At 40.8% G+C, this 8,248-nt stretch carries 12 protein-coding genes; 8 read left to right on the top strand and 4 right to left on the bottom strand.

Annotated features, from left to right (window positions below):
- Positions 1-152: 152 nt before the first annotated feature.
- The 8 genes from DW830_RS14745 to DW830_RS14715 all read left to right on the top strand — a co-directional run bounded on the left by DW830_RS14745 (position 153) and on the right by DW830_RS14715 (position 5,684).
- Positions 153-725: a hypothetical protein gene (locus tag DW830_RS14745; protein ID WP_147487281.1), complete on the top strand. Its 573-nt coding sequence runs from the start codon at positions 153-155 to the stop codon at positions 723-725.
- 214 nt (positions 726-939) lie between these two features.
- Positions 940-1,215: a hypothetical protein gene (locus DW830_RS14740; RefSeq protein ID WP_147487280.1), complete on the top strand. Its 276-nt coding sequence runs from the start codon at positions 940-942 to the stop codon at positions 1,213-1,215.
- A gap of 62 nt (positions 1,216-1,277) precedes the next feature.
- On the top strand, positions 1,278-1,916 hold the full coding sequence (locus DW830_RS14735; protein WP_147487279.1) for a hypothetical protein: 639 nt from the start codon (positions 1,278-1,280) through the stop codon (positions 1,914-1,916).
- 17 nt (positions 1,917-1,933) lie between these two features.
- Complete coding sequence (locus tag DW830_RS16160) at positions 1,934-2,098, top strand: hypothetical protein (RefSeq protein ID WP_199656162.1); 165 nt, start codon at positions 1,934-1,936, stop codon at positions 2,096-2,098.
- Positions 2,099-2,211: 113 nt separating this feature from the next.
- Positions 2,212-2,994, top strand: a complete 783-nt coding sequence (locus tag DW830_RS14730) for a glycoside hydrolase family 25 protein (RefSeq protein ID WP_119250414.1) — start codon at positions 2,212-2,214, stop codon at positions 2,992-2,994.
- Positions 2,995-3,158: 164 nt separating this feature from the next.
- Entirely contained in the window at positions 3,159-4,289 is a 1,131-nt protein-coding gene (locus DW830_RS14725; protein ID WP_119250413.1) for a hypothetical protein, read from the top strand.
- A gap of 36 nt (positions 4,290-4,325) precedes the next feature.
- The gene (locus DW830_RS14720; protein ID WP_119250412.1) at positions 4,326-4,976 is read left to right on the top strand and encodes a murein L,D-transpeptidase catalytic domain-containing protein; all 651 of its coding nucleotides are present in this window, start codon (positions 4,326-4,328) and stop codon (positions 4,974-4,976) included.
- A 12-nt stretch (positions 4,977-4,988) separates the two neighbouring features.
- Positions 4,989-5,684, top strand: coding sequence for a hypothetical protein (locus tag DW830_RS14715; RefSeq protein WP_119250411.1), 696 nt, complete (start codon positions 4,989-4,991; stop codon positions 5,682-5,684).
- Here DW830_RS14715 and DW830_RS14710 read toward each other — a convergent pair.
- The 4 genes from DW830_RS14710 to DW830_RS14700 all read right to left on the bottom strand — a co-directional run bounded on the left by DW830_RS14710 (position 5,647) and on the right by DW830_RS14700 (position 7,807).
- Entirely contained in the window at positions 5,647-6,165 is a 519-nt protein-coding gene (locus tag DW830_RS14710; RefSeq protein ID WP_119250410.1) for a GNAT family N-acetyltransferase, read from the bottom strand. The two genes, DW830_RS14715 and DW830_RS14710, sit on opposite strands and share 38 nt — an antisense overlap.
- A 5-nt stretch (positions 6,166-6,170) precedes the next feature.
- Positions 6,171-6,341 (bottom strand): hypothetical protein, encoded by a 171-nt coding sequence (locus DW830_RS15975; RefSeq protein ID WP_153113362.1) that lies wholly within the window; start codon positions 6,339-6,341, stop codon positions 6,171-6,173.
- A gap of 123 nt (positions 6,342-6,464) precedes the next feature.
- On the bottom strand, positions 6,465-7,427 hold the full coding sequence (locus DW830_RS14705; protein WP_119250409.1) for a phosphodiester glycosidase family protein: 963 nt from the start codon (positions 7,425-7,427) through the stop codon (positions 6,465-6,467).
- Entirely contained in the window at positions 7,424-7,807 is a 384-nt protein-coding gene (locus tag DW830_RS14700; protein WP_119250408.1) for a LytTR family transcriptional regulator DNA-binding domain-containing protein, read from the bottom strand. The genes DW830_RS14705 and DW830_RS14700 overlap by 4 nt, the downstream gene beginning before the upstream one ends.
- Positions 7,808-8,248 lie beyond the last annotated feature (441 nt).

Genomic DNA, 8,248 nt, shown 5'->3' with positions numbered 1-8,248 from the left:
TTGTCTCAGCAACCATCCAAGATATATAGATGGTTGCCAAGCCACTGTGTCCCTTATATAAAAACATTATAAAGCCTTTAGGCTGAGATTATTATCCCGAACTGAGGTATCTATATTCTGTTCTTCCATATACGTTATGTTTTATGGACAGGGTGGTAAGTGTAACGATTGAGGATAATCGCAATGGAAACCATTCTTATAAAATAGAGCGAAAAAGTCAAACGGAAAATCAGTTGTCATTTTCTGTAATGAAAGATGGCTGCCTTGAAGAGTTGGATTTTGCTGTATTTTGTTATAATGATACATCAACAGCTTTTCAATATCAAGAGAATCATATAATGCCATATCCTGAAGGCATGTCAAGAATGTTTTGTGGTTTACCTTTAGTCGGTATGGAAAATATCGGTATGCCTTTTATATTGAATAGCTTGGAGTTTGAGCCAGAACAGGAACGTGATGGAATAGCATTTGATCCTACGGCAAATCCAGAGAATTTAAAGATATTAAAGGATTCTGTACATTTGTTTGAGATAGTGCTGAATTATGTGGAGAAGAACAAATTACGAAATGCCTACCATCTTACAAAGATGGCTAAGAGGTATAATGGTTCTCAAACTTCGAGAACGAAGTTTTGTGAGGTAGGCATAGAGGGCTATAAACAACAGTTGATGAAGCGTGCGATTGTCAAGAATAGTGATGGCGACTTATTCCATTCTCACAAGTAAGAATTCCATTTCGTGATTCTCAAGCAGATGTTAAGTTGTATGGGCAAGCTCATTTTGTTGCAAGCAGTGTGCTTCCAGTCGAGGAAGATTATCAAGCATGGTTTGATGCAACGGATTTCGTCTTGTTCAAAGACCAAGAATATACTTATCAAATGTTGGCAGACAAAATTCAGTCAACGGCTAGTTGTATTCTTTCGGAAAAGGAGTTGATGAAGTGAATAATTGGTTAAAAGAAAGTTTGGCATATCTAAAAGATTGCAATAAGTATATTTTTGCGGAAAAATCATTGATTCCGAACCAGTTGGGTGAATTGAAGAAGAATTCAGAGTTGTATGTTGATAACGCATTACCAAATGAGTTGAAAACAATATACAATCAGCTCTACGAATACAAAGGTGAAAAGATAGAAACAGAATTAATGGATAAAACCTATGATTCGGTAGATGTAGTCAATCAAGCTTATGATGTTGAGAAAATTTCTCGTAAATAGATGATGAAATAGCGGATATATATATAGCTAATAAGGGAGATATATCAAAAATCGCTCATTCTTTGAATGAGTTATATAAATGGATGTCTGCTTCTGATTTAGCGAAGGAAAAGTTACAGAGTTGGTATAAGTGGTACTATCCAAGACGAGCAACCTTGATGGTGGATATGCTTTCCGATACTCAGCGAGAACAGGCATTGATTATTGCTCAGAGCGGAAAGTTGGAGGCTTTGGCATCTTTGGCATCAGCAGATTTGACAAAAGACGAATTAGCATTGTTGGTGGCTAACATCAAAAAGTTGCCTGTAGCTTTATCATTACTTTTGGGAGATTCTGTAGATGATAGTTCTTTTGCGAATTTGGCGGAAGGTGATTATGGAGAGGAAATTGTCTATAAGAAGTTGAAAGGTCTTTATCCAAAGAGTGAAGGATACAGTGTGATTTGGGCAAGTCGAGATACAAATGAGCCTTGCTATGATTTTGTGGTCAAACAAAATGATAACGTGGTATGTTATTGTGATGCAAAGGCTACAAAGCGTGGAATTACTAATGCTGATTCTATACCATTCTTTATGAGGCGTTCTCAGTGGGAATTCTTGCAGACATTGTCCCCCGATACACCATATTATATAGCACGAGTATTCATGGGAAGTGATGATATCGTTAAGTTCATTAGAATATCGGAGCATGTAAAAAACTAAAGCGTGTTGTTATGGCGATGTTTAAGATTCCTGGAGTGAGTTTCTCCTTAAAACGAGCTCTAGGTATCACGCAAGCAAAGCAGAAGTTTGCTCGTGAGACGGGGATTCCAACCTCTAAGGCTGGATTAGAAAGAAAAGTAGGGAAGATGGTGTTGAATGCCATCTTCGGAAAGAAGCGATGATGGTTTCATACTTCCAGCCCCCTATTTCATACATTTATCCCCCAACTTTCTATGCCGTTTCGAATAAATTCACTATCTTTGTCCTCCTGAAAACAACTAAAAAATAAAATGTAATGAAGAAAGGATTAAAATATACTTTGGTTTCCTTAGGCAGCCTGGTTGTGTTGGCTGGTGTTGGCCTGGGAATCATGTATGTGGTGTCGCCATATAAGGTGAAGCGATGGGTGGGCATCGCTTCATCTTATTCTGATGTGTTCGTTGATAGATTGAAAGGGCAACCTTATACTTATGGCGGATATGACGGCATTGATGTGTCGAAACACAATGGAGTTATCAAGTGGGAGGAAATAGCGAAGAATAAGCGAATCAAGTTCGTTTATATCAGAGCTACACATGGTAAAGGATATGTGGATCGACATTATCGCCGAAATATCAGACTGGCTCGTAAATATGGGGTGAAGGTAGGATCTTATCATCTGATGTCTGCCGGCTCTTCAGTAACTGCTCAGTTCCGGGATTTCCAAAAGATGGTGAAGAAGAGTGAACAGGACTTGATTCCTGTATTGGATGTGGAGGAGAAAGGCATCCAGGGAAGATGGAAGGGACGACAGCTGCAGGATAGCATACAGGTGTTTGCTGATTTAGTGAAGAAACACTATGGCAAGTATCCTGTCATCTATAGCAACGAGAGCTTCTATAATAAGGAGATGGGGGCGAAGTTTAACCGCTATTATCTCTTCATTGCCAATTATAACTCCAGTCAACCCTCTATCGACGGCAGAGGAAAGTGCAATATCTGGCAGTATTCAGAAACCGGACATTTGCATGGTATTGGAGAAAGGGTAGATTTAAGCAGATTCATGAATGGTACAACCATCAAGGATTTGATGCTGTAGGCATTGATGATTTCATACACATAAGCGAGTATTTGATACAATCCACGTATGGATAGCATCATTACTTGCTTTTTTTTTCTACTTTTGCACTCGGGATTTTTACCCTGCTATAAGGATAGGGTTGAGTCTTGGATATTAAAAGTTGAATTTAAACATTATCAATCATGACTAAGAAATGTATTATATCTGTATTGCTCGTGGTGGCTTGGGCATTGTTTGCCTCTCTGTTTTACAAGACCATCATGTTGATGTTGCTCTTCCTGGTATGGAAGAAACACATCTTCGAGATACTTCCAGCATGGATGCAGAAATGGGGGATGAAGCCTTATTGGATGCTCTTCTTCGTATGCCTGTGGATGGCAATGCCACGTTATCGCATCGAATCTAATGACAGGGTGAGACTTGTTTATCTGGATAAGAATGGAGAGGCTAAGCATCCACCGCTTACTCAATATCTCATCAATACCCTGATTCCAGAGGAAGAGATTGTGAACTTTGGTATTAGAAACCTGATGATTGCCCGACCTGTAATCAGCATGATGGGCGTTGGCGGCACTCTTATTGCACAAGCCAATCAGGATATTGCCAATGGAAAGATTCACAACTTCTTTACTCCATATGACAATCTTGGTATGGATAATCCAATGTCTGGCGTCTATGTGCAGGCTTTCAATGAGGCTTTCGGAACTAGTGACAGGGCTGTTTATATCTGCGACCCTAATGGAGATGAGAATGTAAGATGGAGCAAGGAGAACGGATTCAAATATCCGCTGGTTGTATTCTTTCATGGATACCTGGGCAACTGGCAACTCTATCAGGGTATCTGGAAGGACCTGAACAACAGTATCGTGCTAAGCATCGGTACTCGCAGTATGAGTGGCATCTTTACAAATCGTGATATCAATGAGATTTTCAGCTATTACATACCTTCCCTGGAGCGAATGGGCTATCATATCGACCATCGTCAGATTCACTTGATGGGTCTTTCGAATGGAGGTAGTGCGATAGTGGCTGCCATGCACTCATCCCATGCAAAGGATTTCAAGAGTTTGACATCTATCTCCTGTAATCTTGGAGGACTGAGGAAAGTACCATGTAACGTGAACCTGATTGGAGGTGGTGAGGACAACTCTTCATTTCTTATCCCAAGCCAGGCCAGCAGGCTCAGCAAGATGGGTGTCCATACAGGGCTGTTCTTTGTTCCAGAAGAAAATCATTATGTCTTGGTAAACAGGCGAAATGAGATTATCGAGTTTCTTAAGCAGCAGATGAATCTTACATGCGTCAGAGAATAGAAAAGTCAATATCTTTAGATTACATATAAGCTGATTATGAAGAAGTTTTTAATCATATTGGGAATACTGGTTCTGCTTGTCATCGGTGTTCTTTTCGTTCCACCTATTTATAATAGGTTCACGAAACCGTTTTTCAAGAATACGGTGGATGCTAAAGAGTGGTATCATCAGGTGGCTTGTGAGAACCTGACGCAAGTAAGAGATTATTGCGACAGACGAGGATACAGTACGGATTACTATATCCTGGTGGATTTCTCCAAACCATCTGGCAAGAAGAGGTTCTTTATCTATGACTTGCAGCGTGGCAAAAGACTGATGAGCAGCTATTGCATGCATGGAAGCGGTAAAGGGAATACGGATGCCCAACCAAAGTTCAGCAATACTCCTGGAAGTGGATGCACGAGTCTTGGAAGATATGTCATGATAGGAAAAGGTGGAATGAAGTTCAAGAACTGCGTTCGCCTTAGAGGTCTCGACAAGAGCAATTATCTGGCAGAAGCCCGTGGTATCCTGATCCATTCTGCTGGCAAGGTGACAAGATTCTCCGGTGAGAAGGAATATATTCCTTTGGGAACAGAGAGCCGTGGCTGCTTTACTGTATCAAGGAGCTGCGTGGAGAAAGTGATGCAGATATACAAGGAATCTTCTAGGAGAAGACCGGTATTGATTTATGCAAAATACAAATAAAAAGAATATTCTATGAAGAAGTTATTGCTGTTTATAACTGGAATCTCAATCCTGTTTTTAGCAGGTTGTTCCCATGGAAATCAGAGTCATGGCAATGAGGGAATGGGAGACAGCCTCCCTGCTGATCCTCCATTGGGTTATGTCATAGAGTTAAAGCCTTTGGGAAATTTCTCACATCAGGAGGCAGAACAGTTGAGAGAAGAACTCGTGAAGCAATTGGGTATCATTACGAAACCAAAGGCTTGGGTGGAGGCATCTGTATTTGTTGGAGACAAGAAAGAAATACCTGATTCATGTCTCTACAAACCAAGAAACAGGTATTGGGCTGGGAAAATCCTGAAAATGCTGCATGAAGAGCATGGTGGTAATGATGAAATCGTAACGATAGGTTTGACGCATCGAGACATCTCTACTTCCATTCACGGACATTGCAACTATGGAATCATGGGATTGAGTTTCCGACCAGGTGACGCCTGCGTGGTTTCAACCTTCCGATTGAAACGAAAGGATGATCTCTGGAAAGTAACAACGCATGAGTTCCTACATTCTTGCGGCTTGCCGCATTGCAAAAAGAATGACCCGAAGTGCCTGATGCAGGATGCCCATGGCAAGAATACCTTCTACATGAAACATGGGTTGTGTGAGGATTGCAAGAAGTCTTTGAGGATGATTATGACTCATCAAGAGACAAAATATCAAAATACATAGTCCTTGTATGTTCGTCATCTTCCTCAGGAAGTAGCGTCTTGAATCTGTTCCTTTCGTAAAAAGGTATGGCAGAGATATAAGCGTCAACCGTTAGGAAACGAAATGCTGAGTAACTTGCACTTTTGAATAGAAGCATCTTGAGATAATCCATAATTTTTGTGCCGATGCCTAGACTTCTGTAGTTTTTTGAAACTGCAAAACGGCCAAGCTTTATGGCAGGATAACTACTGAAATGCTTCTCGTGTGGAAAACTACGCCTAAGTTTTCTCCAAGTATTATTGGCTGCATCTGTTTTGGCAACTTTATCATTCAGTAAACTGAAATATGCAACTATATTTTCCCCATCGATGATAAGGAAGGTATAGGCTATTCTTTTGGATAAGAAAGCCTTGGCGTCATTTAAAATAAAGTCGTTCAAATCTGCATCTCCGCAGTCGAACGACTTTATTATAGTATCTTTTGTTAATCTAATCAGTTTCATATCGCTTAAATGCAAACTTTTACAGTCTTAAGAAATGCAGAACATCCTTCTTCTACTTTTTTTCTGTTAGCCATTCTTTCCTCTCTGGTCATGTTTTCAACACGTTGCATTTCTTCTTCAAATTTACGTGCAGCTTTGCCATAGAGAATTGGCGTTTCTTTGATTGGTCTTGCCATATTTATATCCTCCTATTTATTAATGATTATGATTTTTTGCAAAAGTACGATTAAAAACTGAAACCGCAAAACTTTTGAACGTTTTTTTCAAAAAGAGGTGATAAAATTCTATTATCCAGCACTCTATCGTACCTTGAATATAATCCAAGGCACGATTTTCTGATATTTCTTATGAGGATGCTGGGCATCATCGCCTATATTATGCGGTTTGCCATCGGGGGTGCGATAGAAACTGTGGCTCTTGCCTCCGGTGATGTAGATGGCATCGGCGAAACCGTATTCGCGCAGGGCATCGGCGAAATCCCAAAGGGTCTCTGGATGACGGGTCTCTATATAATATAGGTGGTCGTCGGAAGTTCTTGCCAGGGCACGGCGCTCCACCTTGCCGTGAAGATGGAATTTGACTGGCAATACTCCATCGGATACCAGGATGAATTGGCGGAAGAAACTGCCGCCCCGTTCCTCTACGTAATCCTTCACCTTGTCGCTTCTCGAAATACCCAGCACGATGTTGCCATTCGCCATCGCACAATAGCCCAGACGGGAAACATCCGATGCCAGTTCCTTGCCGTTCATCACCAGACTGCCCAGATATTCGTTGGTGCTGGTGTGGTCGGCACTTCGGCTGTACATCCATACACTCGTGTCGGTGGTATCAGGTTCTACCAGGGAAATCTCGGCTTGCAGATTTTCCAGGCGATACATGTTGAGCGCAACGCCCAGGATGGAATCGGAAGACAGCGTGATGGTAGGCTTGCCGCCTTTGTGAGGGGCAGCCAATTTCTTAATGTTCTCTTCGGGCGTTACCGAGATAGGTACACCTATATTATAATAGTAATTATAGAATCGCCAACCGGCGTATGCTGCAAAGCAGAACACCACGGAAGCGAAGATGCTGAGGGTTATCCATCTCCATTTATGGGGATGAGGATGGGGAGTTCTTTCTGGTGTTGAGGCTGAAGAATCCTCTGTGTCTGATGCAGGCGCATCCTGCTCGATGATGATATCCGAGTCATCATCTACTATAATGAGGCCCTTCTTGTTGTCTCTATCGAAGTTATGGATGAAAATCTTATCGTCGTTCATGAGTTACCTCCTTCCTTTTCTACAGTTAATTCATCTTCTGTTTCCAACTTCTCTTTCAGATTTTTAAGTGCTTCCTTGGATGCCTTGATGAGGATATCCTTTTCCAGTCGGCTATTGGAGAGGATGATTCTCTGAAGTCCCGGGTTTACCTTGAAGATATAGTCGCGGTTGATGATGAGACTTTTGCCTACCCGATAGAACGGACTGTAGTTGAGAGTAGTCAACTTGTCCATCAGGTCGTGCAACTGGCTGATCACATTCTCTTTTTTGCCATTGGCAAGGAATATGTCGGAGTAGTTTCCATCGCCTTTGATGAAAATGATCTCATCGGTTGGAATCCGGATGATTTCGCTGTTGGTTGTTATTTTAAGCCATTCCATATTTTCATTGATAGTCTTTTCTGTTCATACCCTTGTCTCCTTATTAAGGACAGGAGCAATAAGTTGCAGGCAAAGATACAAGTTTTCTTTTGAACTACCAAACGTAATTGCAACTATTTTTCTCTTATTTTCTGTATCAATACTGCGTTAAATTAACATTTAATCGTCTGTAAATCAATAACTTATATTAAGAAATGCTTATGAAAACTTAACTATAAAAAGTTGGTCAAGTCGCTGATTTTCAGTAACTTTGCAAATCACGACAAACGCAAAATTATATGAATACAGGACTTGACCAATATATGGATATCTTTAAAGATGCAGTTGAAGATTCGGCTGCAAAGTTAACAAAAAGTTTCGAGAAAATACTCATCGAGGTGATAATTTTGTTCATGGTAATACCAAGAAAGATAAATTTCACCCAAATGGGGAGGTATGGCT

The sequence above is a fragment of the Prevotella sp. AM34-19LB genome (genome assembly GCF_003468525.1).
GTDB lineage: Bacteria > Bacteroidota > Bacteroidia > Bacteroidales > Bacteroidaceae > Prevotella.
The sequence above is the reverse complement of the archived record's forward strand: the minus strand, read 5'-3'. Positions and strand labels throughout refer to the sequence as shown.